The sequence below is a fragment of the Streptomyces niphimycinicus genome, from assembly GCF_018883605.1.
Taxonomy (GTDB): Bacteria; Actinomycetota; Actinomycetes; order Streptomycetales; family Streptomycetaceae; genus Streptomyces; species Streptomyces niphimycinicus.
The window spans coordinates 1-24,840 of record NZ_JAHLEM010000309.1 but is presented as its reverse complement, the minus strand read 5'-3'; the positions used below and the strand labels follow the sequence as shown (position 1 = coordinate 24,840).

At 71.0% G+C, this 24,840-nt stretch carries 18 protein-coding genes; 5 read left to right on the top strand and 13 right to left on the bottom strand.

What is annotated here, in order from left to right; all coding sequences use genetic code 11:
- The coding region (locus KN815_RS26335; RefSeq protein WP_216344402.1) for a PucR family transcriptional regulator at positions 1–373 on the top strand (373 nt) is incomplete at its 5' end.
- A gap of 30 nt (positions 374–403) precedes the next feature.
- On the opposite strand, the gene KN815_RS26330 is transcribed toward KN815_RS26335, so the two are convergent.
- Both KN815_RS26330 and KN815_RS26325 read right to left on the bottom strand, forming a co-directional pair.
- Positions 404–1,693 carry a GDSL-type esterase/lipase family protein gene (locus KN815_RS26330; RefSeq protein WP_216344401.1) on the bottom strand — a complete coding sequence of 430 codons (1,290 nt, stop codon included), beginning with the start codon at positions 1,691–1,693 and terminating at the stop codon, positions 404–406.
- Positions 1,694–2,038: 345 nt separating this feature from the next.
- Positions 2,039–3,829 carry a hypothetical protein gene (locus KN815_RS26325; RefSeq protein ID WP_253209255.1) on the bottom strand — a complete coding sequence of 597 codons (1,791 nt, stop codon included), beginning with the start codon at positions 3,827–3,829 and terminating at the stop codon, positions 2,039–2,041.
- A gap of 254 nt (positions 3,830–4,083) precedes the next feature.
- Between KN815_RS26325 and KN815_RS26320 the strand changes: the two genes are divergently transcribed.
- Positions 4,084–6,432 (top strand): alpha-L-fucosidase, encoded by a 2,349-nt coding sequence (locus KN815_RS26320; RefSeq protein WP_372458481.1) that lies wholly within the window; start codon positions 4,084–4,086, stop codon positions 6,430–6,432.
- 72 nt (positions 6,433–6,504) lie between these two features.
- Here KN815_RS26320 and KN815_RS26315 read toward each other — a convergent pair whose 3' ends face one another.
- A complete protein-coding gene (locus KN815_RS26315) occupies positions 6,505–7,155 on the bottom strand; it encodes a TetR/AcrR family transcriptional regulator (protein WP_216344399.1) in 651 nt (216 codons plus the stop codon).
- Between the two features lie 96 nt (positions 7,156–7,251).
- Between KN815_RS26315 and KN815_RS26310 the strand changes: the two genes are divergently transcribed.
- A complete protein-coding gene (locus KN815_RS26310; protein WP_216344398.1) occupies positions 7,252–8,889 on the top strand; it encodes an MFS transporter in 1,638 nt (545 codons plus the stop codon).
- Positions 8,890–9,259: 370 nt separating this feature from the next.
- Here KN815_RS26310 and KN815_RS26305 read toward each other — a convergent pair whose 3' ends face one another.
- Both KN815_RS26305 and KN815_RS26300 read right to left on the bottom strand, forming a co-directional pair.
- Positions 9,260–9,844: a Uma2 family endonuclease gene (locus KN815_RS26305; RefSeq protein WP_216344397.1), complete on the bottom strand. Its 585-nt coding sequence runs from the start codon at positions 9,842–9,844 to the stop codon at positions 9,260–9,262.
- A gap of 109 nt (positions 9,845–9,953) precedes the next feature.
- Positions 9,954–10,568 (bottom strand): TetR/AcrR family transcriptional regulator, encoded by a 615-nt coding sequence (locus KN815_RS26300; RefSeq protein ID WP_216344396.1) that lies wholly within the window; start codon positions 10,566–10,568, stop codon positions 9,954–9,956.
- Positions 10,569–10,639: 71 nt separating this feature from the next.
- On the opposite strand from KN815_RS26300, the gene KN815_RS26295 reads away from it, so the two are divergent.
- On the top strand, positions 10,640–11,209 hold the full coding sequence (locus KN815_RS26295; RefSeq protein ID WP_216344395.1) for a peroxiredoxin-like family protein: 570 nt from the start codon (positions 10,640–10,642) through the stop codon (positions 11,207–11,209).
- Positions 11,210–11,280: 71 nt separating this feature from the next.
- Here the strand turns inward: KN815_RS26295 and KN815_RS26290 are convergent, their stop codons facing one another.
- The 8 genes from KN815_RS26290 to KN815_RS26255 all read right to left on the bottom strand — a co-directional run bounded on the left by KN815_RS26290 (position 11,281) and on the right by KN815_RS26255 (position 23,648).
- The gene (locus KN815_RS26290) at positions 11,281–12,783 is read right to left on the bottom strand and encodes an MFS transporter (RefSeq protein WP_216344394.1); all 1,503 of its coding nucleotides are present in this window, start codon (positions 12,781–12,783) and stop codon (positions 11,281–11,283) included.
- A gap of 44 nt (positions 12,784–12,827) precedes the next feature.
- Positions 12,828–13,604 (bottom strand): TetR/AcrR family transcriptional regulator, encoded by a 777-nt coding sequence (locus KN815_RS26285; protein ID WP_216344393.1) that lies wholly within the window; start codon positions 13,602–13,604, stop codon positions 12,828–12,830.
- Positions 13,605–13,816: 212 nt separating this feature from the next.
- A complete protein-coding gene (gene serA, locus KN815_RS26280) occupies positions 13,817–15,418 on the bottom strand; it encodes a phosphoglycerate dehydrogenase (protein ID WP_216344392.1) in 1,602 nt (533 codons plus the stop codon).
- 272 nt (positions 15,419–15,690) lie between these two features.
- Positions 15,691–16,689, bottom strand: coding sequence for a ketol-acid reductoisomerase (gene ilvC / locus KN815_RS26275; RefSeq protein WP_059144139.1), 999 nt, complete (start codon positions 16,687–16,689; stop codon positions 15,691–15,693).
- 131 nt (positions 16,690–16,820) lie between these two features.
- Positions 16,821–17,345 (bottom strand): acetolactate synthase small subunit, encoded by a 525-nt coding sequence (gene ilvN, locus KN815_RS26270; protein WP_191065556.1) that lies wholly within the window; start codon positions 17,343–17,345, stop codon positions 16,821–16,823.
- 34 nt (positions 17,346–17,379) lie between these two features.
- Entirely contained in the window at positions 17,380–19,230 is a 1,851-nt protein-coding gene (locus tag KN815_RS26265; protein WP_216344391.1) for an acetolactate synthase large subunit, read from the bottom strand.
- Positions 19,231–19,453: 223 nt separating this feature from the next.
- Positions 19,454–22,375, bottom strand: a complete 2,922-nt coding sequence (locus KN815_RS26260; protein ID WP_216344390.1) for a putative bifunctional diguanylate cyclase/phosphodiesterase — start codon at positions 22,373–22,375, stop codon at positions 19,454–19,456.
- Between the two features lie 346 nt (positions 22,376–22,721).
- Positions 22,722–23,648 carry a 2-hydroxyacid dehydrogenase gene (locus KN815_RS26255; protein ID WP_216344403.1) on the bottom strand — a complete coding sequence of 309 codons (927 nt, stop codon included), beginning with the start codon at positions 23,646–23,648 and terminating at the stop codon, positions 22,722–22,724.
- A gap of 148 nt (positions 23,649–23,796) precedes the next feature.
- Here KN815_RS26255 and KN815_RS26250 point away from each other — a divergent pair, with 148 nt between their 5' ends.
- Positions 23,797–24,795, top strand: coding sequence for an aldo/keto reductase (locus KN815_RS26250; protein ID WP_216344389.1), 999 nt, complete (start codon positions 23,797–23,799; stop codon positions 24,793–24,795).
- Positions 24,796–24,840 lie beyond the last annotated feature (45 nt).

Below are 24,840 nucleotides of genomic sequence, written 5' to 3'. Positions count from 1 at the left end.
CGCCGCCTGGCAGGAGGCCCTGGCCGCGGCGCGGGCGGCCCACGCCGATACGCGGCTGGGGCCGGTCGCGGAGTGGTCCGCCATCGGCCCGTACCGTCTGCTGGCCGCGCTGCCCGCGGTGCGGCCCGACGCCGCCGTACGCCCGCTGCTGGAGCCCGCCCACGCCGAACTCGCCCGCACCGCCGAGACCTTCCTCGACTGCGCGGGCCAGGCCGGGCGCACCGCCGCGCGGCTGGGCATCCACCGGCAGACGCTCTACTACCGGCTGTCCCGGGTGCGGCAGCTCACCGGTCTCGACCTGGACGCGGGCGAGGACCGGCTGCTGCTGCACATGACCCTCAAGGCCGCCCGTCTCGGGGCGCCTCGGCGCTGAGTCCCTCCAGGACTCCAGGATCTCCCCCTGTCAGGAGAGATCACCGGTGAGCAGGCGGAGGTCGACGGTGTCGGCCATGGCCTTCAGACCGGCGTCCGTGGGGTGCACTCCGTCACCGGCGTCGTAGGCGGGCAGCAGGTGGTGCGGGTCGGCGGGGTCGCGCAACGCGCGGTCGAAGTCGATCACGCCGTCGCATACGGATGTGCCGCGCAGCCAGGTGTTGACCTGTTCGCGGATCTCCTCGCCGACCTCGCCGAGCTTGCCGTTGGGCGTGATGGTGCCGCAGTGGAAGCGCAGACCGGCGGCGTGGGCCCGGGCGGCGAGGGCGGAGATCCCGGCGGTGAGGTGCGCGGCGGTCAGTTGCTCGCCCGGATGGGGGCCGTGCAGGCCGCCGAGGTCGTTGGTGCCCTCGAGGAAGATGACGGCGCGGACGCCGGGCTGTTCCAGGGCGTCGCGGCCGAAGCGCGCCTGGGCGCTGTCGCCGAGGTTGATGCTGCCGGACCCGTTGTAGCCGCCCGGTGTGAGGATCCGGTTGCCGCCGATACCGGCGTTGACGACGGTGGGGCGGTGGCCGCGCGGCAGCTTCGCCAGGCGGCGGGAGAGGTCGTCCGTCCAGCGGCGGTTGGAGTCGTTGGCGGTGAGCCCGCCCTCGGTGATGGAGTCCCCGAAGGCGACGACCGTGCCGCCCGCGTCGCGCGTGGAGACGTCGACGCCCTGGAGGTAGAACCAGGAGGTGGTGGTCGTCGGGTAGGCGGCGGCCGTGTCGTCGGCGGTGTGGTCGCCCGCGGTGGAGACGTAGCTGGTCTGCTTGGCCCAGCCGTGATAGGTGGCGGGGCCGGTCGGGCCGGGCAGGTGCAGACTGACGAGCAGGTCGGTGTCGGGCTCGGTGGTCAGGCCGACGGGGTCGCTGACGGTGCGGGCACCGGCCGGGACGGTGGTGGCGGGGAGGCCGCCGAAGGTGACGGTGTGCCGGGTTCCCGGGGCGGCGGCCGCACCGGCGCCGCGGGTGGCGACGGTGGCGGCACCGATGTCGAGCGGGGTGGTGCCGTACTCGTTGGAGAGCCGGATGCGCAGCGCGCTGCCGCCCGCACCCACATGGACGACGAGGCGCAGGGTGCGGTCGGTGAAGCCGGTGGCGGAGGGGCCGGAGGTGCCGGGCGGCCCGGCGGCGGCCGCCCAGCCGCCTACCCAGTGCTGCCTCGGCGGATGGCCCGACGCTCCGGCGGCGGGGCCGCCGGAGACGGCGAACACGGTCAGCAGGGCCGCGCTCAGGAAGGCGGCCCAGGTGCGGGCGCGGAGGGCGGGCATACGACGGATCACGGGTACTCCCATGGAGGTCGGGGACGGGTCGGGCCCGGTCCGGCCCGGCAGCCTCACCAGGACGGAGGCGGACGGCCGGAGGCGGACGGCCGGAGGCGGACGGCCGGTGCCGCTGGGACAGACGGCCGGTGTCGGCTGCGGCGGGCGGCCGGTGCTCGCTGCTGCGGACGGCCGGTCCCGCTGCGGGGGCAGTCGGTGCCGCTGTGCGGCAGACAGCCGGTGTCGGCTGCGGCAGACAGCCGGTACTGCGGGGGCAGCCGGTATTGGCTGCGGCACACAGCCGGTACCGCTGCGGCAGACGGTCAGTGTCGGCTGCGGCACACAGCCGGTACCGCTGCGGCGGCCCTACGCCCCGAGCAGGGCCCGGTAGCGGTCCACGGACGGCTTCATGCCGTGGTTCGGGTCGGCGTCGTAGAGCCCGTCGGCGTTCTTGGCCCCGAAGCCCAGCGGCTGGTAGAGGGTGGCGCAGCCGGGGTCGCGGGCGAGGTCGTGCCAGCGTGCCCAGGCGGCGTCGTAGGCGTACAGATGGCGGGCCATGGCGCGGGTGTCGTAGGCGCCGGTGGTGTCGCCCACGAAGCCGCGGAGCATGACCTGCCAGCCGTGGTGGATGACGTCGTACAGGCACCGGCCGTAGCGGGTGGAGACGCGGAGGTAGGCGCGGTCTTCCCGGTCGCGCAGCGGAATCGTGTCGGCGAGGCGGGTGATCTGGGCCCAGGCGTGGGCGGCACGCGCCTTCTCCTCCAGGACCTTCTCGACGAGCCCGGCGGCATGGATCCGGCCGAAATCGGCCGTGAGGTCCTTGTCGGAGCCGCCGAGGAACTGATCACGGGTCCAGGTGAGCCGGGAGAGGGGGTACACGGTGCTGTAGTGGCCGCGCAGGGTTCCGGCGGCGGAGAGCAGGGCGAGGCGGCGGAAGCGGCCGACGGCGGCGCCGCGCAGGCCGGCGCGGGCGGCGTACTCGGCGAAGACATCGGCCTCGGTGCGGCCGGTGTCGCGGGTCCAGCGGGCCGCGACCCAGGTGTTGAGGTCGCACCACAGCTCGTTGCCGATGTAGGGGCCGCGCCAGCCGCCCCCGCGGGACCAGGTCCAGACTCCCGAGACGATCGGGTTGGCGGCGACGTGGGCGAGGCCGGTGGGGCCGGGGGCGCCGCGGAACTCCTCGAAGCCGTTGATGACACCGTCGAGCACATAGTCGGGGCACGCGCCCTTGCCCTCGTACTCGCGCTGGCACTGAACCTCGACGATCTGGCGGTGGCGGCCGACGCCGATGGTGGGGTTGAAGGGGACCGTGCGCCAGAAGTCACGTGAGGTGTGCTTGATGGAGAACAGCAGATTGTCGTGGACCGGCACCCGGTCGGTGACGCCGCGGTAGTAGTCCGGGTCGGCGGTGAGTTTGTCGTCGCCGGTGGACCAGGTGCGGTAGAACACACGCTTGCCGGCGCGTTCGCAGACCTCGTCGCGCAGGATGCCCAGCAGCGTCAAGTGGCTGTCGGCACCGTGCAGGATGGGGTTGTTGCCGGTGTGGTACGGGACGTTCTGGAGGTAGGTCTCGCCCGTGCGGACGACGAGTCCGTCCAGCCCGGGGAAACGGGCGAAGACCTCACGGAGCATCAGGCGGTGGACCTCCTGGGCGAACGGCCTGGCGAGGTCGATGCGGCCCGAGCCGTCGAGGAGCCGGTCACCGTGCAGCTCCACGAGGCGCTTGGGCAGCATGATGATGTCGGTGAAGTAGTACGCGGCGAGACCGGCGGCGTGGGCGCGGGAGATGCGTTCGTCGATATGGCGGGCGGTGGCCTCGACCCAGGCGCGGCCGTCGGAACCGGGCGGGAAGATCCGTGGGTCGACGGAGTCGAAGGTGACGGCGGTGTGCGGCGGACGGAACTCGTTGACGACCTGCCCGTCGTATCCGTAGTCGGCCAGCAGGCGCGGGTCGTCGAAGCGGCTCTCGGCAGCCGGCTCGCCCGGGTTGCTCTGCACCATGTCGAGCAGGAACGGCAGTCGGCGCCCGCCGGCCGCGGAGGCGCTCACGGAGCTGTCGGCGGCGGCGGGTCGGGCGACCGCGAGTCCGGTCAGGGCAGCCGCCCCGCCGAGCAGGATCATCCGTCGGTCGGCGTGCAGGCGTCCGTCGTCCTCCATGGAGGCTCCCTTGGGTCATCCGATGGCCGGTGGCTAGACATCGGTGTAATGCATAGCTCACGCTTCCAGCAAGAGGTCGGTATCTACCAATCTCTGCTGTTCGTACGGCCGTTGCGCAGTATTGACAGGTCCTCAGCACACCTCAATCATCGGATGTCATGACCGAGCATCCTGAACATTCTGAGCCTTGCGGGCCTTTTGGGACCTCTGTGACCTCTGGGGCCCGGCTCCCCAGACGTCAGGCACTCGGACTCATCGGCGCAACGGCGGGGGCGGCCGTAGGAGCCACGCTCATCCCGGCCTCCGCGGCGGAGGCCGCCCCCGCGTCCGCGCTTCCCGAACGGAGCGAGCCGGAAGGGGAAGGCGGCCACTGGGGCACCGTGCCCGCGCCCGTCCCCGTCCCCCTCGAGCAGTGGTTCGACAACGACGGCATCGACACCGCCGCCGCGCGGGGCGGGAACTTCGACGGGGCCGGGTACACCCTCCCCGGCGAGGAGCTTCCCGCCGGACGGATCACGGTCGACGGCATCCCCTACGACTTCCCGTCATCCGCGGCCGGCGCCAAGAACAACGTCGTCGCCCTCGGCCAGCGCGTGGACCTGCCCAAGGGCCGCTATCTCTCCGCCCTCTTCCTCGCCGCGGGCAGCTACGGTTCCGCCGCGGGCACGGCCACCGCGCACTACGCCGACGGATCCACCACGACCGCGAGCCTCGGCGGACCCGACTGGTACGCGGGCGCCGCCGCCCTCACCGCCGCCTACCGCTACAAGCCGGACGGCACGAAGGACCAGCACCCCGTCGGCATCGGCGTGGCCGAGCTCTGGCTCGACCCGCGCCGCGAGGCCGTCGCGATCACCCTGCCGACCACCAGCAGGCCCGAGCCGAAGAAGCCCGCTCTGCACCTCTTCGCGCTCACCCTGCAACCCGCCGCACAGGGCCGGGCGTTGACTCTGCGCGACGCCCGCTCCACCGTCTCGCTCCTGGAGTCGAACGGCGCCCAGAGCGTCGAGGCGACGGTGGTCAACGCGGGCACGGTCACCCTGCTGGCGGCCGACGCGGTATCCATCGCGGTCGACGTCCCCGGCGCCCGCACCGTGAGTGCCGCCCCGGTCACCCGCCTGGATCCCGGCGAGCAGGCCAGGGTCCGTATCGGCATCCGCAATCGCGTCGGGGTCGCGCCCGGCACGCGGCAGGAGGGCCGGATCGTCGCCAAGGGGGGCGGCCGGACGGTGGCCGACACCGGCCGAAGCCTGACCCTCGGGGTGCCCGACTACCGGCCGACCGCGGACTCGCTGGCCACGCATCAGGCGCCCCACTGGTTCCACGGTGCGAAGTTCGGCATCTTCATCCACTGGGGCGTCTATTCGGTGCCCGCCTGGGCGCCCGTCGGCAAGCAGTACGCCGAGTGGTACTGGCGCCATATGCAGGACAAGGACAACCCCACCCACGCCCACCACCGCGACACCTACGGCGAGGACTTCGCCTACGACGACTTCATCCCGATGTTCACGGCCAAGAAGTTCGACCCGCGCGCATGGGTGGAGCTGTTCCGCGACGCGGGTGCCCGCTACCACGTCCTGACGTCCAAGCATCATGAGGGCTTCGCCCTCTGGGACACCAAGGTCTCCGACCGCAACTCGGTGAAGATGGGCCCGAAGCGGGACCTGATCAAGGAGCTGTTCGACGCGTCGCGCCGCTACACGCCCGAACTGCACCGCGCCCTGTACTTCTCGATGCCCGAGTGGTTCAACCCGGACCTGCCGTGGAAGGGCGACCTGTACCCGCCGCGCAATCCGTACACCCTGGAGCCCGTGCCGTACACCGGATACGCCTCCGGCAAGGACTTCGTGAAGGACTACCAGGCCAAGCAGATGCTCGAGCTGATCCAGGGCGGCTACGACCCCGAGCTGCTGTGGTGCGACATCGGCGGCCCGAACGACAGCCTGAACGTCCTGTCCGAGTACTTCAACCACGGCAAGAACCGGCCGAGGCCGCGCGAGGTCGCCGTCAACAACCGCGCGGGCATCCCGTTCCACGACTTCACGACGCCCGAGTACACGACGTACGACAACACGGTCGTCGCCAAGTGGGAGTCCAGCCGCGGCCTCGACCCCTTCAGCTACGGCTACAACGCGCAGACCCCCGACGACCGGTACATGACCACCGAAGAGATCGTGCACAGCCTCGTCGACATCGTCTCCAAGAACGGCAACTTCCTCCTGGACATCGGCCCGCGGGCGGACGGCACCATCGCGGAGATCATGCAGACCCGGCTGCGCGAGACCGGTCGGTGGCTCGAGGTCAACGGCGAGGCGATATACGAGACGACCTACTGGTCCCGGATGGCGCAGCTCGGCGAGGACCTGCGCTTCACCGTCCGGCAGAACAAGGCGTTCTACATCCACTCCCTGGCCGAGCCCGGCGCCAAGCTCACCGTCGAGGCACCGGTACCGATACGGGCCGGGGACAAGGTGACGATGCTGGGGTACCGGCGCCCGCTGACCTGGCGCACCTCCGGAGACGCGCTGGTGATCGACGTCCCGGAGGCGGCACGCAGGGCGGGCGAGCATGTGTGGGTGTTCAAGGTGGAGTGGGCCCACTGAACGACCGTGGCCGGGAAATCGGTCAGCGAATCTTCGCGGACGCTCCCGTGTCCCCCGCGGCGCTGAGCCCCCTCAGCCCGCGGGGGCCGCGGGAGCGCCGGGGGCGTCGGGCGCCGGGAGTGCGTCGGGCGCCGCGGGGGCGTCGCCGATGATCCGCCGCATCGCCTCGACGAGGTCCTGGGCGCTGGGCATGAGGTCGGGGTCGATGGCCATCTGGACGACCATCCCGCTCACCAGCGTCATATAGAACGAGCCCATGACCCGCGAGGTCTCCTCGTCGACATCGCGCTCGTCGATGCCGTGGATCAGCCCCACCAGCCCCTGGCGCCCCTCCGGTTGGGCCCGGCCGAAGGCCGCCCGCAGCTCGGGGTCGTTTCGGACCTGGAGGATGGCCTCCAACTGGGACTGCCACATCGCCTGGTGCTTGCCGAACAGTTCGAGCACCCGGGTCCAGCGGGTCTCGAACCGCTCCCGCAGCTCGCCGTCCTGATCGCCGCCGGCCGGGTCGTCCGCCTCCAGGGACCGCTGGACGTCATCGGCCCAGTCGCCCATCGCCGCGAAGAGCGCCTCCCGCATCAGGGCGTCCTTGGAGCCGTAGTGATAGCCGATGGAGGCCAGGTTGGCGCCCGAGGCGGCCACGATGTCCCGCGCCGTCGTACGGGACCAGCCCTTCTCCTCGATGCAGCGCTTGGCCCCGGCCAGCAGATCCTCTCGATGTCCCATGGCGCCAGGGTATCCCGATCCCATACGGCCGTCCTAGACATGCGTTTTACACAGACGTACTAGACACTTGTTTAAGACGCTCGTATATTCACCGCCATGACCTCGACCTCGATCTCCGCCGGACCGCGCGCCGGGCGCAGGGAATGGACCGCCTTCGTGGTCCTGATGCTTCCGCTCCTCCTGGTCTCCATGGATGTGTCGGTGCTGTACTTCGCGGTGCCGGCCATCAGCCGGGAGCTGCACCCCAGTTCCACCCAGCAGCTATGGATCTTCGACATCTACGCCTTCGCCCTGGCCGGGCTGCTCATCACCATGGGAGCGCTGGGCGACCGCTTCGGACGGCGGAAGCTGCTGCTGTTCGGGGCCGCGGCCTTCGGCGCCGCCTCGGTCGCCGCGGCGTACGCGCAGAGCGCCGAGATGCTCATCGCCGCACGGGCGGTGCTCGGGATCGGCGGTGCGACGCTGATGCCGTCGACGATGGCGCTGATCCGCAATCTCTTCCTCGACGAGAAGCAGCGGGCCAAGGCGATCGCGATCTGGTCGTCGGCCATGGCCGGCGGTATCGCGCTGGGCTCGGTGCTGAGCGGGGTGATGATCGAGCACTTCTGGTGGGGCTCGGTCTTCCTGATCAACGTCCCGGCGATGGTGCTGCTGCTGGCGCTGGTGCCGCTGCTGGTACCGGAGTTCAAGGACCCGAAGCCCGGGGCGTTCGATCTGCCCAGCGTGCCGCTGTCGTTGGCCGCCGTGCTTCCGGTGATCTACGGACTGAAGAAGATCGCCGCAGACAACGGCGTCAGCCCGATCCCGCTGCTGTGCATCGTGGCCGGTCTCACCATCGGCGCCGTCTTCATACGGCGTCAGCGCACCCGCCGCGACGCCATGATCAGCCCGGAGCTGTTCCACCACCGCGGCTTCGGCCCGTCCATCGCCCTCAACGCGCTGGCCACCTTCGCCGTGATGGGCTCGGCCTACTTCACCACCCAGTATCTCCAGTCGGTGCTCGGCAAGGGCCCGCTGGAGGCGGCGCTGTGGAGCCTGGCCCCGTCCATCTGCGTCGGCGTCGCCGGACCGGCGGCCGCCGCAGCGGTCCAGCGCGGCGCCGACCGGGCCCAGGTGATCGGCGCCGGCTTCGTGACCGGGGCCATCGGCTACGGGATTCTGGCGCTGGCCGGCCCGGACGCGCTGTGGACGGTGCTGATCGGCGCCGCCGTCCTGTCCAGCGGGATCGTCATGGTGATGTCGCTGGTCACCGACCTGGCGATCGGCACCGTCCCGCCGAAGCGGGCCGGTTCGGCGGCCGCGCTGCTGGAGACGGGCCAGGAGTTCGGCGGGGCGATGGGCATGGCGGTGCTCGGCAGCGTCGGCACCGCCGTCTACCGGAGCGACGTCAAGGACTCGCCGGCCGGCGGACTGCCCAGCGGACTGCCCGGCGGCGCGCTCGGCCAGGTGCACGAGACGCTGGGCGCCGCCGTCGCGGTGGCGGGAAGGCTGAAGGGGCGGGCTGGGGAGCACTTGCTGGACGCGGCGCGCGAGGCGTTCACCCACGGGATGCGGATCGCGTGCGGGGCCGGGGCGGTGGTCCTGGTGGCGGCCGCGGTGCTGGCCCTGGTGACGCTGCGTCGGGTGGGGACCACGGGGCCCGCGGCCGGGGGCGGGGATGTGCTCTCGACCGACGCGGACGAGATGGCCGTGCGCGGCGAGACGGCGAGCGAGGGGGCGACGCCGGTTCGCTGAGCCATGGCACGGCCGGAGGGGACCTCACCGACGTGGGGTCCCCGCCGGCGTTCCGCGCGGGGCGAGTTGACCGTTACGCACGGCCCGTCACGGCCGTACGCGTCGAATCCGTATCGAATACGGCGGCAACCATCTCCCGCCCGGCGGCAACCAGGAGACGGCGGCCGGACGCCACGGCCGCCCGAGGGCCGAGCAGCCCCACGCGAGAGGGTGACGCACCGTGCGCATCACCACCAGAGCGTTAGCGGCGGCCGGGCTCGCCGTGGCCTTCCTGATCGGCGCGGCCCACACACCGCGGGCCGTCGCGGGCGAACTGCCGGGCGCCACACGGTTCTTCAACGACCCCGCCATCGACGCCTACCCACCTCGGTCACAGGTGGTCGATCTCGGTGAGGTCGATGTCGAGGGTGAACGGGACCGAAACCTTCAGTCGGTCATGGTGGATGTTGGTGGGCACGTAGGTGCGGGTCACCGGGTCCAGTTCGAAGACATGGACCACCGGACGGCGCCCCTCGCCCTTCTCGACCAGCCAGAAGTGCCGGATCCCCGCCTCGGCGTAGAGCTGCGGCTTGCGCTTGCGGTCACGGTCCTCGGACTCCGGCGCCACGACCTCCACCGCGAGCACGGCATCGGCCGCGTCATAGCCCGTCTCGTCCGCCTCCGCCGATACGGCCTCCGCGCGCAGGATGGAGATGTCGGGCTCAGGCCGGTTGCGCTTGTCGAGGGCGATGGTCATCTCGCGACAGACCCGGAGCGACTCGGGCACCGATGCCCGGAGCCCCTTCTCCAGCAAGTACATGGCCAGCGAATGAAAATGCTTCTGCGGGCTCACGAAGACGAGGCTCCCGTCGATCAGCTCAGTGTGCGGCGGGAGCTCCGGCATGCGGTCAAGATCGTCTGCGGTGAATCCGCCCGGGGGCGGAAAAGCCCAGGCCGGAAGCGGTTCAGCAGTCATGGTTCCTCCCATGGACGGGATTCTGGCCGCGTGACCAAGAGTAGCGGGCAGGAACGCCGGAGACGCCACCCACACAGGTGGGGGTGGCTCTCACCGTTGACCCGAGCGACTACGCCCCCAGCCCGCGCAGAAACACCTCCAGCCCCCCGAAGAACTCCCGCTCCACCCCCACGCTCCGCGCCTGGCGCGCCGTTTCGGCCATATACGGGAACGCGTCGGACGGCAGCTCGGCGATCGCGACCGTGCCCGCGCCGGACAGCGGCCCGAGGTGTTCGAGCTGGATCGCCCCGATCACATAGCCGAGCAGGGCGCGCAGCGCGAGGACCCGCCGTTCGCCGTCCAGGCCCGCCTCGGTGAGGATCGCCAGCGCCGCCTCCGACCAGCGCAGTCCGCTGGGGGAACGGTGCCGGTGGGTGAGGGTCAACGGGAGGGCCGCGGGGTGGGCGATGATCGTCTCGCGCAGCCGCCCGACCATGATCCGGAGCCGTTCGTCCCAGGGGACCCCGCGCTCCGGCGGTGTGGTGTCGACGGCGCCGAGGACACGCTCGACCACCAGCCCTTCGAGCTCCTCGCGATCGTCGACATAGCGATAGAGCGCCATCGTGCTCATCCCGAGTTCCTTGGCGACGGCACGCATCGAGAGCCCGGCGAGCCCCTCGCGGTCGAGGACGGCGAGGGCGGCCGAGGCGAGCTGATCGGGGGTGAGGGAGCGGGGACGTGGCATGGCGGTTGACAGCGTACGGCATACGCTTACGCTGGTAAGCGTATGACGTACGCCTACGAAAGGGGGCTCCCATGGAGCCCGGTTCCGTCGTCGCCGCCCGTACCCTCACCCCCGTGACCGGCCCGGACGTCGCCGTCCCCGACCCCGGCCGGCTGATCCACCTTCAGTTCCGGCGCTTCGCCGGATGCCCCGTCTGCAATCTCCATCTGCGGTCGATCGTGCGGCGCCATCAGGAGATCGAGGCGGCCGGAGTCCGGGAGGTGGTGGTCTTCCACTCTCCCGCCGAGGAGCTGCGGAACCATACGGACGAGCTGCCGTTCGCCGTTGTCGCCGACCCCGGGAAGCGGCTGTACCGGGAGTTCGGGGTGGAGCAGGCGCCCAGGGCCCTGCTCAGCCCGCGCGCCTGGGGGCCGATCGCGCGGGCGCTGCTGACCGGCACGTGGGCGGTCCTCCGCGGCCGGGAGAAACTGCCCGCGCCCAGCCAGCCCGGGGGCAGGCTGGGGCTGCCCGCGGACTTCCTGATCGGCGGGGATGGCCGCGTCATCGCCGCAAAGCACGGCGAACACGCCTATGACCAGTGGTCGGTGGACGAGCTGCTGGCGCTGGCCGCCCGCGCCCCGCGCCCCGACCCGGCCCCCTGATCCACCACCGCCGGAGGCCCTGCGCTCCGGCGGTGGAGCGAAGGGCCTCCGGGCGGCGAGGCGAGGCGCCGTCAGCCCATATGCGCGGGCAGCGGGGTGGCGCCCTCGGCACCCGGCTCCCGTACCGGGCGCGGGGTGTTCATCAGCAGCGCGATGACCACCGCGGCGCCCACGAGAATCGAGGAGGAGACGACGAAGGCGTGCGAGAAGCCCTCCACCAGACCCGCCTTGGCGGTTGCCTCGGCGGTCCGCGGTGCCATCCGCGTGGCATGCGAGGCCAGGTAGTCGGAGGTCGCGCTGGTGGCGATGGTGTTGAGCATCGCCGTGCCGATCGAACCGCCGATCTGCTGGGCGGTGTTGACGGCGGCGGAGGCGACGCCCGCGTCCCCCTCCCCCACCCCATGGGTCGCGTAGTTCATCGAGGGCGCCATCACCAGGCCCATGCCGAAGCCGACCAGCAGCTCGGCGGGCAGCACCCCCGCCGCGTACGAGCTGTCGGCCTCCAGGGGCACCAGCAGCGCGACACCGGTGGCCGCGATCAGCAGACCGGGCGCCACCAGCAGGCGCGGCGGCACCTTGGGGATCAGGCGGGAGGCCACACCGCCCGCGCCGACCAGCACCGCCCCGCTCATCGGCAGGAACGCCACACCGGTGAGCAGCGCCGAGTACCCCTTGACGAGCTGCATGTAGTACGTGAGGAAGAGGAACATCGCGAACATGCCGACCACCGAGAGGCCGACCGCCAGATAGGCACTGCCCCGGGTGCGGTCCGCCACCACACGCGGCGGCAGCAGCGGGCGCGCCACGCTCCGCTCCACCAGGACGAAGGCGACGAGCAGCACCGCGCCCAGGATGAGCAGCCCGGTCACCAGCCGGGAGCCCCAGCCCTCGGACTCGGCCTCGCTGCATCCGTAGACCACGGCCACCAGCCCGCACACCGCCAGCAGCACACCGGGGATGTCGAAGCGGGCCCGGCCCTCGGCGCGGGTGTCGGCGGGCAGTACGGACCAGCTCACGGCGGCGGCGACGGCGATCGGCACATTGACGTACAGGCACCAGCGCCAGTCCAGGTACTCGGTCAGCAGTCCGCCGACGACCAGCCCGATCGCACCGCCGCCCGCCGCGATCGCGCCGAAGATACCGAACGCCTTGGCGCGCTCACGGGGCTCGGTGAAGTTCACCGCGAGCAGCGACAGCGCGGAGGGGGCGAGCAGCGCGGCGAACGCGCCCTGGAGGGCGCGGGCCGAGAGCAGCATCTCGAACCCGGAGGCGGCGCCGCCGAGCGCGGAGGCCCCGGCGAACCCCACCAGGCCGATGAGGAAGGTGCGCTTACGGCCGGTGTAGTCCGCGATCCGGCCACCGAGCAGCAGCAGACTGCCGAACGCCAGAGTGTAGGCGGTGATGACCCACTGCCGGTCGCCATCGGAGATGCCGAGGTCCTTCTGGGCCGATGGCAGGGCGATGTTCACGATGGTGATGTCGAGAACGATCATGAGCTGGGCCAGGCCGATGAAGACGAGTGCGAGCCAGCGCCGGGGATTCGCCTCGGGTGGCCTCTTTGAGGGCTGGGACATGACCATGCCTTTCTGGTCTTGCGGAAGGCGAGCGGAGCGGGAGATCAGTCGGCGGCGGATTCGCCGGAATCGTCGGAGTGGCCGGTGTCGTCGGAGTGGCCGGTGTCGTCGGCGCGGGCTTCGGAGTGGGCTTCGCGGGCGTCGTCGATCACTCGCTGCCGGAGGCGTTTGAAGGCCGCCACGTCGACGGCCGGGCCGCCGAGCGGGGTGGTGGGCCGCGGGGAGCCGGTGGGGCGCAACCCGTCGATATAGATGTCCAGTTGGCGATGGGCGAGGGCGTCATCGGCGGCGAACCGGCCACCGCCGGGCAGCGGCCGCGACAGCCGCATGATCATCATCGTGATGTCACCGAAGACGACATCGGACCGGACCAGCCCCTGGGCCTGGGCGCGCAGCAGCAGCGCGTCGATCGGGTCGACGACATCGCCGGGGACGCCGTCGAGGATCTCGTCGACGGTGAAGCGGCCCAGGAGCGCGGGCATCACTGAGCCGATCTTGAGATCGAGGGCGGCGTGCATAAAGCGGCGCAGCGCGAGCTGGGCGTCGTCCTCCTCGGCGGCGGCCCGGCTCCCGGCCTCGACCAGCGCGGTCAGCACCTCGATGGCGACTCCTCGGTGCAGATCGTCGCGGTGCGGAAACCGGCGGTAGAGGGTCGCGATGCCGACCCCGGCGCGCCGGGCTATCTCATCCAGCGGGGCATCGGGCCCCTGATCGGCGAAGACCTCGCGGGCGGCGCGCAGGATCTGCTCCCGGTTGCGCCGCGCGTCGGCGCGCATGGGCGGGACGTCGGCAAGGGCGTCGGCGTCGGTGTCTGCGGACACGGGGCTCTCCTGACAGCGCATACGAAAGCTATGTGGAGAAATTTTCTCCACATAGCGATGAGCGTAGCGAGCCGACCCGCATTATTCAACACGTGATGAAAAAGATCCGGAACCCCTCCGGCAGGCCCTGCCGCCAGGGGCGCACAACGCATCCGGGCCCGGCCCCCGCCGAAGCGGGGACCGGGCCCGGATGGGTGAACTGCCTACGCGGCTCAGACCAGATTGACCGAGCGGGCCGAGGTGGCGCCGATCTCCTCGGCGATCTCGGTGAGCACGGGCTGCGGAATGGTGTCGTCCACCGTGAGCGCCACCAGTGCGGCACCGCCCACCGCCGCCCGCGAAACCTGCATCCCGGCGATGTTGATACCCGCCTCGCCCAGGATGCGGCCGAGCGTGCCGACCACACCCGGGCGGTCGGTGTAGCGGAGGAAGGCCATGTGGTCGGCGAGCGCCAGATCCACGTCGTACTCCCCGACCGCGACGATCTTCTGCTGGTGCTTATGACCGGCCAGCGTGCCGGAGATCGAGACCTCCTCGCCGTCCGACAGGGTGCCGCGCACGGTCACCACATTGCGGTGCTCGCTCGACTCGGAGCTGGTGGTCAGCCGCACCTCGACACCGCGCTCCTGCGCGAACAGCGGCGCGTTCACATACGACACGGTCTCGTCGACGATGTCCTCGAAGACGCCCTTGAGCGCCGACAGCTCCAGCACCTTGACGTCATGCTGGGTGATCTCGCCGTACACCTCGACATCGAGCCGGACCGCGACCTCGCCCGCGAGCGCGGTGAAGATCCGCCCCAGCTTCTCGGCCAGCGGCAGCCCGGGGCGTACGTCCTCGGCGATGACGCCACCCTGGACGTTCACCGCGTCCGGGACCAGCTCGCCGGCCAGCGCCAGCCGCACCGAGCGGGCGACCGCGATGCCCGCCTTCTCCTGGGCCTCACCGGTGGAGGCGCCCAGATGCGGGGTGACCACCACATTGTCGAACTCGAACAGCGGGGACTCGGTGCACGGCTCCTGGGAGAAGACATCCAGCCCGGCCCCGGCGACCCGGCCCTCCTTGAGGGCGGCGGCCAGTGCCACCTCGTCCACGATCCCGCCGCGCGCGGCGTTGACGATCCGGACCTCCGGCTTGACCTTGTGCAGCGCCTCGTCGCCGATCAGGCCGACCGTCTCGGGGGTCTTGGGGAGGTGGACGGTGATGAAGTCGGAGACCTCGAGCAGCTCGTCCATCGAGAGCAGCTTCACGCCCATCTGCGCGGCCCGCGCGGGCTGCACATACGGGTCGTACGCGACGACCTTCATGCCGAAGGCGGACATCCGCTGGGCCACCAGGACGCCGATGCGGCCGAGGCCGACGACGCCGAGGGTCTTCTCGCTCAGCTCCACACCGGTGTACTTGCTGCGCTTCCACTCGCCGTTCTTCAGCGCGGCACTGGCCTGCGGGATGTTGCGGGCCGTGGCCACCAGCAGACCGCAGGCGAGCTCGGCGGCGGTGACGATGTTGGACGTCGGCGCGTTGACGACCATGACGCCGGCCTTGGTGGCGGCCGAGACGTCCACATTGTCCAGGCCGACGCCCGCGCGAGCGACCACCTTCAGCTTCTTCGCCGCGGCGATGGCCTCGGCGTCGACCTTGGTCGCGCTGCGGACGAGGATCGCGTCCACACCGGCGATGGCGGGAAGGAGCTCGGCTCGGTCGGCCCCGTTGCAGTGCCGGATCTCGAAGTCCGGGCCCAGGGCGTCGACCGTCGCCGGCGAGAGCTCTTCGGCGATGAGTACGACAGGTTTACCAGTGGAAGCAGTGCTCACGTGGTCTTCAGTCCTCACTAGTCCTCAGCGGACGGCCGTCCCGACGGCCGCTGGCGGTGAAGGGGTCAGCCGCGTGGAAGACGCACGACGCTGTGAGCCTGACGCGCTTGCTGTTGTTGAGTGTAGTGGCGGTCGGGCCTACGTCATGTGCCGTTGCGGCAGGATCACCCGCACGTGGTGGTGCGCGGTGGACAAAGCGCGAACCGGGTGCGGCGGGGGTTCAACGAACCCCCGCCGCACCCGGGGCACGGCCGCCGCGCCACCAGGCGCGGTTACGCCTCTTCGTCCACCCAGCTCATGAGCTTGCGCAGCTCCTTGCCGGTGGTCTCCAGCAGGTGGTTCTCGTCGGCCTTCTTCAGCTCGTTGTACTTCGGCAGACCGGCGTTGTACTCCGCCATCCAGTTCTTGGCGAAGGTGCCGTCCTGGATCTCACCGAGGAGCTTCTTCATCTCGGCCTTGGTGGAGTCGTTGATGATCCGCGGACCGGAGACGTAGTCACCCCACTCGGCGGTCTCGGAGATCGACCAGCGCATCTTCTCCAGGCCGCCCTCGTACATGAGGTCCACGATCAGCTTGAGCTCGTGGAGGCACTCGAAGTACGCGATCTCCGGCTGGTACCCGGCCTCGACCAGGGTCTCGAAACCGGCCTTGACCAGCGCCGAGGTGCCGCCGCACAGAACCGCCTGCTCACCGAAGAGGTCGGTCTCGGTCTCCTCGGTGAAGGTGGTCTTGATGACGCCGGCGCGGGTGCCGCCGATGCCCTTGGCGTACGACAGGGCCAGCTCGAAGCCGTTTCCGGTGGCGTCCTGCTCGACGGCCGCGATACACGGCACGCCGCGGCCCTCCTCGTACTGGCGGCGGACCAGGTGGCCCGGGCCCTTGGGGGCGACCATGCAGACGTCCACATTGGCCGGGGGCTTGATGAAGTCGAAGCGGATGTTGAGACCGTGCCCGAAGAACAGCGCGTCGCCGTCCTTCAGGTTGTCCTTCACGGACTCCTCGTAGACCTTCGCCTGGATCGGGTCCGGGACCAGGATCATGATCACGTCGGCCTCGGCGGACGCCTCGGCGGGGGTGACCACGCGCAGGCCCTGCTCCTCGGCCTTCGCCTTGGACTTGGAGCCCTCGTGCAGACCGACCCGGACATCGACGCCCGAGTCGCGCAGCGACAGCGCGTGGGCGTGCCCCTGGCTGCCGTAGCCGAGGATTGCGACCTTACGGCCCTGGATGATGGACAGGTCGGCGTCGTCGTCGTAGAACAGCTCGGCCACTTCGGGAATCTCCTAGCGTGTGGGTTGTGCTTCCCACCGTATGACGGGCGGGCGGGTGAAGGTTTCGGGGTCTCGCCATACGGTCCGGCGCGCGGTACCCGCCGGACCATGATCCCCGCTGGTGGGGCGGGTCAGGCGGACCGGTCGAGCGCGCGCAGGCTCCGGTCGGTGATGGAGCGGGCGCCACGCCCTATGGCGATGGTGCCGGACTGGACCAGCTCCTTGATGCCGTACGGTTCCAGCATCTTGAGCATGGCCTCGAGCTTGTCGCTGCTGCCGGTGGCCTCGATGGTCACGGCCTCCGGGGAGACGTCCACGGTCTTGGCGCGGAACAACTGGACGATCTCGACGATCTGGGAGCGGGTCTCGTTGTCGGCGCGGACCTTCACCAGGACCAGCTCCCGCTGAATCGCCTGGCCGTCCTCCAGCTCGACGATCTTCAGCACATTGACCAGCTTGTTGAGCTGCTTGGTGACCTGCTCCAGCGGCAGCTCCTCGACATTGACCACGATGGTGATCCGGGAGATGTCGGGGTGCTCGGTGACGCCGACGGCCAGCGAGTCGATATTGAAGCCGCGGCGGGAGAACAGGGCGGCGATCCGGGCGAGGATGCCGGGGGTGTTCTCCACCAGGACGGAGAGCGTGTGCTTGGACATGGGCTCGGTCTCTCTTCTTCTCTCGGTCCTGGTCTCAGTCGTCTGCGCCGTCGCCGAAGTCCGGGCGGGTGTCGCGCGCCGCCAGGATCTCGTCGTTGGAGGTGCCGGCCGCGACCATCGGCCAGACCATGGCGTCCTCATGGACGATGAAGTCCACGACCACCGGGCGGTCGTTGATCGCGTTGGCCTTCTCGATCACGGCGTCGAGGTCGGCCGGGTCCTCGCAGCGCAGTCCGACGCAGCCCATGGCCTCGGAGAGCTTCACGAAGTCGGGGACGCGGGTGCCCGTGTTCGCTTGCGCGGGGGCGTCGGGGCCGGAGTGCAGGACCGTGTTGGAGTAGCGCTGGTTGTAGAAGAGGGTCTGCCACTGGCGGACCATGCCCAGCGCGCCGTTGTTGATGATCGCGACCTTGATCGGGATGTTGTTCAGCGCGCAGGTGACCAGCTCCTGGTTGGTCATCTGGAAGCAGCCGTCACCGTCGATCGCCCAGACCGTACGGCCCTCGGCGCCGGCCTTGGCGCCCATGGCGGCCGGGACGGCGTAGCCCATGGTGCCGGCGCCGCCCGAGTTCAGCCAGGTGGCGGGGGTGTCGTAGTCGATGAAGTGGGCCGCCCACATCTGGTGCTGGCCGACGCCCGCGGCGAAGATCGTGCCCTCCGGGGCGAGCTGCCCGATCCGCTGGATGACCTGCTGCGGGGAGAGGCTGCCGTCGGCGGGCTGGTCGTAGCCGAGCGGGTAGGTCTCCCGCCACCGGTTCAGATCCTCCCACCAGCCGGTGTAGTCACCGGCGCGGCCCGCGTCGTGCTCGGCCTGGACGGCGACGACCAGGTCCGCGACGACCTCGCGGGCGTCTCCGACGATGGGCACGTCGGCGACCCGGTTCTTACCGATCTCGGCGGGGTCGATATCCGCGTGGACGATCTTGGCGTAGGGGGCGAAGGAGTCCAGCTTGCCGGTGACGCGGTCGTCGAAGCGGGCTCCGAGCGCCACGATCAGATCGGCCTTCTGGAGGGCGGTCACGGCGGCGACGGTGCCGTGCATGCCCGGCATGCCCAGGTGGAGGTGGTGGCTGTCGGGGAAGGAGCCCAGCGCCATCAGAGTGGTGGTGACCGGCGCGCCGGTCAGCTCGGCCAGGACCTTCAGCTCGGCGGTGGCCCCGGCCTTGATCACGCCGCCGCCGACGTACAGCACCGGGCGCTCGGCCTGGGTGATCAGACGGGCGGCCTCGCGGATCTGCTTGGCGTGCGGCTTGGTGACCGGGCGGTAGCCGGGCAGATCGGTCTGCGCCGGCCAGGAGAAGGTGGTCTGCGCCTGGAGCGCGTCCTTGGCGATGTCGACCAGCACCGGGCCGGGGCGGCCGGTGGAGGCGATGTGGAACGCCTCGGCGATCGTGCGCGGGATGTCCTCGGCCTTGGTGACCAGGAAGTTGTGCTTGGTGATCGGCATGGTGATGCCGCAGATGTCCGCCTCCTGGAAGGCGTCCGTGCCGATGGCCTTGGAGGCCACCTGACCGGTGATCGCGACGATCGGGACCGAGTCCATATGGGCGTCGGCGATGGGGGTGACCAGGTTGGTGGCGCCGGGGCCCGAGGTGGCCATGCAGACGCCGACCTTGCCGGTGGCCTGGGCGTAACCGGTGGCGGCGTGGCCCGCGCCCTGCTCATGGCGGACGAGCACGTGCCGCACCTTCGAGGAGTCCATCATCGGGTCATAGGCGGGGAGGATCGCGCCACCGGGGATGCCGAAGACGGTGTCGGCACCCACTTCCTCGAGGGAACGGATGAGGGACTGCGCGCCCGTGACGTGCTCGACGGGGGCGGACTGCGGTCCGCCGCTACGGGGCCGAGGCTGGGGGTGATGGGACCCGGGGGCCTGCTCGGTCATCGGCATTCTCTTCTCGAAATGAGGTTCGGTGCGGGAGGGTGAGGGCGGGCGGTGCACCGGGTGCCGGTGCAACAAAAAACCCCTCGTGCCGTAAGGCAAGCGAGGGGAGCGCGCCGGTGAGGGTCCGCAGGGCTTCAACCAGCCCTGCTCAGCCGACGCGCTGTCCAAGTACGAGAATTCGGGTGCGCATGGCTCCGACCCTCCCCCCGGCGCACATCGGGTGTCAAGTGGGTGGGACGGGCGTCTCAGTATTTGAGCGGGTCGGCGGGTGGGTGTGCGGCTCCGTACGGCGCGGCCCATGGGAGCCGCCATGCCCGATGTGACCGCCGTGCCGGATCGGCAGGGCGCCGCCGACCAGCAGCGGCGGCTCCGAGCGCGGGACGGGATAGCCGCCGCGCAGCAGGGCCCGGCGCAGCCGGTGCTCGTCCAGCGGTCCGCTGAAGGCCGCCCCTTGGGCGTGGGTGCATCCCATACCGCGCAGGGTGACGATCTGCTCGGGCAACTCCACCCCCTCGGCGATGGACTGCATTCCGAGATCTCCGGCGATCCTCAGCAGCCCAGCGGTGATCTTGTGGAGCCGTGAGGACTCGACCACTCCCTCGACCAGCCCGGGGTCCAGTTTCAGCACATCGATGGGGAGCCTGCGCAGCGCCCTGATCGCTGCATAGCCGCTGCCGAAGCCGTCGAGGGCGATCCGCACCCCCAGGCGGCGCAGCGCGCCGAGACGGTGCTCCAGCTCGTCGAGCGGCACCCGTGGATCGCTGTCGGTCAGCTCCAGGATCAGCGCGCCGGACGGCAGCCCATGGCGGGCCAGCAGGGTCTCCACGGCCTTGGGCGGCAGCGACTTGTCCACCAGCCGGCTCGCGGGGAGCCGTACGCAGACCGGGACCGGATGGCCGTCACGGCGCCGCTTGGCGGCCTGCTCGACGGCCGCCTCCAGCATCCAGCGGGACAGCTCGGCGGTACGGGCCGTGTCCTCACCGCCCCCACGGCCGTTGTCGGCGACCCGGAGGAACTCGGCGGGGGTGAACAGGATGCCCTGGGCCGAGCGCCAGCGGGCCTGCGCCGCGACGGCGGTGATCCGGCCGCTGGTCAGCTCGACGACGGGCTGGTGCAGCAGCACGAACTCCCCGTCGTGCAGGGCGGCGCGGAGTCTGGTGGCGACCTCGGCGCGGCGCGCCACCTCGGCCTGCATCTGCGGTGCGTACAGCTCGACGCGGTTCTTGCCCGCGGCCTTGGCGCGGTACATCGCCAGGTCGGCGTTGCGCATCAGGGCGCCGGGGCTGGTGCCTGGCTCGGCGAAGGCGACGCCGATGCTGGCGGCCACGCGGACCTCGGTGCCGCCCTCGACCCGGTAGGGCTGGGAGAGCCGGACCCGCAGCCGGTCGGCGATCTCCATGATGCGCTGCTCGCGGGCGCCCGCGTCCCCCGCGCCGTCGCCGTCGCCGATGATCAGGGCGGCGAACTCGTCGCCCCCGAGCCGGGCCGCGCAGTCGCCGGACCCGGACCGCACGGACTCCTGGAGCCGGCGGGCGGCCTGGACCAGCAACTCGTCACCGGCGTGGTGGCCGACGGTGTCGTTGACCGCCTTGAAGCCGTCGAGGTCGATGTAGAACACGGCGGTGCCGGCGTCCGTACGGCGGCGGCCGCCGACGGCGTGCCGGACCCGGCGGGTGAACAGGGCGCGGTTGGGCAGATCGGTGAGCGGGTCGTGCTCGGCGTTGTGCTGGAGCTGGGCCTGGAGCCGGACCCGCTCGGTGACATCGCGGCTGTTGAAGATCAGCCCGCCGTGGTGGCGGTTGATCGTGGACTCCACGTTGAGCCAGTCGCCGGAGCCGGAGCGGAAGCGGCACTCGATGCGTGTCGTGGGCTCCTCGCCCGGTGCGGCGGCCAGGAACCGGCGGACCTCGTGGACCACCGATCCGAGGTCCTCGGGGTGGATGAGGGAGGCCAGCTCGGAGCCGACCATCTCGTCCGCGTCGCGGCCGTAGACCCCGGTGGCGGCCGGGCTGACGTAGCGCAGGATTCCGGTGGGCGCGGCGATCATGATCACATCGCTGGAGCTCTGCACCAGGGAGCGGAAGTGGTTCTCCTTCTCGGCGAGCTCCTGGGTGAGCCTGATGTTGTCCATCAGCATGATCGCTTGTCGGACGACGAGCGCGAGCACGACCGCGCAGGCGGTGGAGAGCACCACCCCGTCGATCGGGCGGCCGTCCATCACGTTGAACAGGACCCCCAGGGTGCAGACGGCGGCGGCGAGATACGGCGCGAGTGCGGCGAGCGAGCCCGCGATGGGGACGCTCTGCTGCGGGGTGCGGCGCGCCGACGGCGGGTCCTGGGCGGCCTCGCGGCGGGCCACCCACGGGGCGTAGGCCAGCAGCGCGGAACCGGCGAACCACCCGGCGTCGAGTATCTGCCCGGAGCGGTAGTGCTCGCGCAGCAGCGGTGAGGTGAACAGCGCGTCGCACAGCACGGTGAGCGCGAAGGCGGCGATCGCGGTGTTGACCGCGGAGCGGTTGCCGGTCGAGCGCCGGAAGTGGAGCACGATCACCATGCTCACGAGCACGATGTCCAGCAGCGGATAGGCGAGCGCCAGGGCCCCGCGGGCCACGGAGGCGCCGTCCCCGCCGAACTGCCCGGTGTGGGCGAGCGCGAGGCTCCAGGAGAGGGTCACCAGCGATCCGGCGATCAGCCAGGCGTCCAGCCCCAGACAGATCCACCGGGCCCGGCTCGTGGGGCGCTTGGCGAGCACCAGCATCCCGACGATGGCGGGCGGGGCGAAGAGCAGGAAGCAGAAGTCGGCGGCCGAGGGCGTCGGCACGGATTCGCCGAGCACCACCTCGTACCAGCCCCAAACGCCGTTCCCCAGCGCGGCCATGGCCGAGGAGGCGGCGAACAGCAGCCAGGCCGGGCGCAGTCGCCCGCCGTGCCGTCGGCCGTGCCACAGACAGGACACCGCGGCGGCGAGCGCTGCCGCGCTGAGTCCGAAGTCACCCATGACCAGGGCGAGTCGGGAGGATCCCCAGCCGAGGACCGCACCCGCCGCATAACCGCCGCAGACCAGGGCGAGGACCACTTGCGGCAACAGCCCGGCACCGCCGCCGGAGACCGACGGCCTGGCGAGCACCGCTCCCGTGGCGCTCACTGGACTGCCATCCACTGCGTGGCGGACCACTGGCGCCGCGGAGACCCCGGGAGCGGTATCCCCGCGGGCCTCGTCGAGTTGGAGATCCGCGCGGCTGCGCGGAAGTGTCGCGGTCGACGCCTGAGCTGCGTCGGGTTGTCGGTCCATCGGCCATACATCGCCCGTCGCCCCCCTCGAGTTCCGGTCCATCGCTGACGCCGTCAGGTCAGTGGCGCAGCCCCCGCTCGGGACGATACACCAGACTGGTCACTCAGGGACATAGGCCATCTACGGTCCGTAACCGACTACGGCGTTGCATATACGCAGTGGAGTCAATCGATGCCTGTATGTGGTGCCAGAGGCATGTCTACCCCGTCGTGGCGACGAGATGTGCCAGCGACTCGCCGCGTGCGTAGCGGTTGAGCTGATCCCTCAACAGCCGCTTGGCGCGCGGGAGGAAGGCCGACGTGGGACCGCCCACATGCGGGGAGATGAGCACCCCTGGAGCGTGCCACAGCGGATGCCCGGCGGGCAGTGGTTCGGGGTCGGTCACATCGAGCGCGGCCCGCAGCCGGCCCGACTCCACCTCGGTGAGCAGGGCCTTGGTGTCCACGACCCCACCACGGGAGACGTTCACCAGCAGCGCCCCGTCCTTCATCCGCGAGAGGAACTCCGCCCCGGCCAGGCCGCGGGTGGCCTCGGTGAGCGGGGTCACCAGCACCACCACATCGGCCTCCGGAAGCAGTTGGGGCAGTTCGTCGATCGGATGCACCGGGCCGCGCTCGGTCGTGCGCGGGGAGCGCGCGACGCGCGCCACCCGCTCGCACTCAAAGGGCACAAGCCGGTCCTCGATCGCGCTGCCGATGGCCCCGTAGCCGACGATCAGTACGGACTTGTCCGCGAGCGCGGGGCGGAAGCCGGAGCGCCACTCCTCGGCGTCCTGGCCCCGGACGAAGTCGGGAATACCGCGCAGCGAGGCCAGGATGAGGGTCAGGGCGAGCTCGGCGGTGCTCGCGTCGTGCACGCCGCGTGCGTTGCACAGCCGCACCCCGGGGGCGAGGTCCGCCAGGGCGGGCTTGATGTGGTCTATTCCGGCGGTGAGGGTCTGCACCACCCGTACGTTGGTCATGGCCGACAGCGGGCGGGTGCACACCTGCGGCGGCTTCATGTACGGGACGCAGTAGAACGCGCAGCGCGCCGGGTCGGTGGGGAAGTCGGGGCCGCCGTCCCAGTGGGCGTATTCGAGGGTGTCCGGGAGACCGTCGATCTCCTCGGGCGGGATGGGCAGCCACACCAGGTCGCGCGCTTCGGATGAACCCTGAGTCGCATCGTGCTGGCGGAACGTATCGCTGTGATCTGCACTCATGCCAGGAGGCTATGCGATCACCGGCAGCCCGCAGAGGTTAGTTTGGGGTCCGAGGGAACGGGAGGGGTCAGGCGAGGTGAAGCGCAGGAGAATCGGAGCGGCGGCGCTCGAAGTGGGTGCGATCGGCCTGGGATGCATGCCGATGAGCTGGGCGTACACCGCTTCGCAGCGCAGTGGCGAGACTTCGGTGCGCGCCGTGCACACCGCGCTCGACTCGGGCACGAGCCTGCTGGACACAGCCGACATGTACGGCCCCTTCACCAATGAACTGCTGGTGGGGCGGGTGCTCAAGGAGCGGCGGGCGGACGCCTTCGTGTCCACCAAATGCGGACTGCTGGTGGGCGAGCAGCACATCGTGGCCAACGGGCGGCCCGGCTATGTGAAACGGGCCTGCGACGCCTCGCTGCGCCGGCTACAGACCGATGTGATCGACCTCTACCAACTGCACCGGGCCGACCCGGAGGTGCCCATAGAGGAGACCTGGGGCGCGATGGCGGAGCTGGTCGCGGCCGGGAAGGTGCGGGCGCTGGGGCTGTGCGCCGTGGGTGCGCGGGCGCAGCGCAGGGCGGGCGCGCGGATGCACGACGCCACGGTGCGCCAGTTGGAGCGGGTCCAGCAGGTCTTTCCGGTGAGCTGTGTACAGGCGGAGCTGTCGGTGTGGTCGCCCGACGCCCTGGAGGCGCTGGTGCCGTGGTGCGCCTCGCGCGGGGTGGGCTTCCTGGCGGCGATGCCGCTCGGCAACGGCTTCCTGAGCGGGACGCTGACCCCGGGGCAGGGCTTCGAACCGGACGATATGCGGGCCCGGCACCCGCGGTTCACGGCGGAGATGATGGCCGCGAACCAGCCGATCGTGGCCGGTCTGCGACGGGTCGCCCGGCGGCACGGGGACGAGGTGACCCCGGCGCAGGTGGCCCTGGCCTGGCTGCTGGCGCAGGGGCCGCATGTGGTGCCGGTGCCGGGGACGAAGCGGGAGCGGTGGGCGGCGGAGAACGCCGCGGCGGCCGATGTGCCGCTCTCGCACGAGGATCTCGCGGAGATCGCGGAGCTGCCGCCGGCGCGCGGGTCGTGGGACTGAGACGCCGGTCGTGGGTGCGCGTCCGGTCCGGGCCTGACTCCAGTC